This is a genomic window from Pantoea sp. Fr-CA_6 (assembly GCF_024520895.1).
GTDB lineage: Bacteria > Pseudomonadota > Gammaproteobacteria > Enterobacterales > Enterobacteriaceae > Pantoea > Pantoea agglomerans.
The window spans coordinates 1-2,042 of the sequence record NZ_JALNPO010000030.1 but is presented as its reverse complement, the minus strand read 5'-3'; the positions used below and the strand labels follow the sequence as shown (position 1 = coordinate 2,042).

Genomic DNA, 2,042 nt, shown 5'->3' with positions numbered 1-2,042 from the left:
TGCACGAGGATGTCGCCCGCGCTGCCCGGCTGTGCGCCGGTGGCGGTGATGGCCAGGTTACCGCCCGCGCCCAGCGTGCTGCCACTACACCTCTGCATCCTTCTTCTGCTCTGGCGTTATCATTTTCAGCTTATCAGTGGCTGTTTTCGTCGCCGCAATCTGCCCCTGTGTCCTGGCGATGTCCACCGCCTTAACGTCAGGTGTACTTAAGTTTTTGCAGGTTTCTTTTTTGGCCTAAAGCAACAATTTCACAATCAGGTTCGTCATAACGCCCCAATGCAAAAAAAACAACACCATTATTTATCCAGATATTACTCATCCATTCTGTTATCTGCCTCGGTATGGAAGCAGTCATATTTACATTAGTTGATTGGATGGTTGAAAAAAACACCTTCTCGCCGCTATTAATTAAGCTTTCAATTACTCCCAAGCTATTTGATTTAACAGAACCTAAGCCGGAAAGAATCAACCCTTCACTTCCCTTAACTATCACATCTTTTTTTTCCTCAACCCCATTAACTTTAACACCTCTAACATTAAGTAAACCCCAGGTTTTTCTGTGGTTAACAATTGCGCTATCAGGTTGCTCCGCTGATAAAACGACAAATGTGTATATGTCTTCATCGCTAACACCTGCAGAATAACTCTCTACCATTTTTTTCAATAAACCCTCACCAAATTTCTTTAGTGGCGCATTGGGTAATTCCCAGCTCACTGCAGAGATACCCTTGCCGCTTATTGAAAATAAGTTAAAATCTGTAATCTCATTTTTTTCATTTATATCTTCAGCATATCTAATAACAACATCAGTAGTCATAGTGGTTACCTGCAGGATCGTTAAAATGTGAGCCTCGATTTTGAGGATCATCGACTCCAAAGAAATGGCCTCCAGCATCATCTCTTATATAAACTTTTTGCGTACCTCCTCCCGGTTTTTGAACTATAAATTCATATATATAACCTGGTTGAGGATTACCACGCTTGTCTATATTAGGGGATACCTTATTGGGGCTCTGACTCACTGGTATACCAGACTGTCTCTTCGCCTCATTAAAAGCACCTGAGCGACCAGCCCCTTCAGGAGAAAGATTTGCAGGCTTGTCCCCTTCAGCCAGATAAGCCAGATCATCTTTATTCTGTTCAGAAATCGGTGTAACCGTGGTATTGCCTCCCGTATCCGGCATACCATCCGTATTTCCGGTATTGCTGGATCCCTGCTCACCAGACTGATCCGGCGTAACCAGCGACGTTCCTTTCTTTTCATCCTGAGCCGGATTGACCAGCTTACCACCCGTCAAATCATCATTGACCGGTACGGTTTCGGTTTTGCTGCCTGCTCCGTTCGTGTGCTGCTGTGCCGTAACCACAGCCATTATCACACAGCTGGTATTCGCCAGGCAGGTCGCGTCCAGCCCTGCTTTTACCTTTTTGGTCAGCGCCAGTGCCGCCTGTTCATTTGCGCCGCCCTGGCCCGCTTCGGCCACTGCCGCCGCATCCAGCAACGATTTAGCCTGCATCATCTGCAACATGCCCATGCTGACCATGTTATTGCTGATTTCGTTCTGGCCCGCCTGCGCTCCGGCTACCGTGTCCGCCGTAGTCTCTCCAGCCAGACCACCTGCAAGACCCGCCGCAACCGTTCCCAGCGCAACCAGCGTCTGCTTCTGCTGTTCGCTAAGCTGACTGACCGGCACGTCACCGTACAGAACATTTTTGATGGCTTCACCCATCGCGGCGGTGGTAGCCGCGCCCGCCGCACCTGCTGCCGCTGAATTACCCTGTGCGGCAGCTATAACTCCGGCCACCGCAGCATGTGCCATTATACGACTGGCCTCATCCGGCGCTTTCTGCTTAATCAGTTCTGCAAGGTAAGGGGCCGAACCGCCAGCCAGAGCGGCTTTCAAATCGCCCCCCGCCAGCCCCTGTATCGCCGCCGTCGCCGCGCTGATACCCTGCTGCACCGAACCGCCGGTTCCCATTCCGCCGGCCAGCATCTCCCGGTTGTACAGCGTCTGATAGACCTGTCCGGTGATGTCGGCCGC

Annotated in this window: 2 protein-coding genes; both read right to left on the bottom strand. The window is 50.5% G+C overall.

Going from position 1 to position 2,042, the window contains the following annotated elements:
• Window positions 1-196 precede the first annotated feature (196 nt).
• Entirely contained in the window at window positions 197-817 is a 621-nt protein-coding gene (locus NR201_RS22445) for a hypothetical protein (RefSeq protein WP_031377911.1), read from the bottom strand.
• A partial coding sequence (locus NR201_RS22440) for a VENN motif pre-toxin domain-containing protein (protein WP_256850186.1) occupies window positions 807-2,042 on the bottom strand: 1,236 nt, incomplete at its 5' end. The genes NR201_RS22440 and NR201_RS22445, both read right to left, overlap by 11 nt.

Excerpts from the sequence above, each read along its gene's own strand:
- NR201_RS22445 (WP_031377911.1), bottom strand. The coding sequence starts at position 817 with ATGACTACTGATGTTGTTATTAGATATGCTGAAGATATAAATGAAAAA.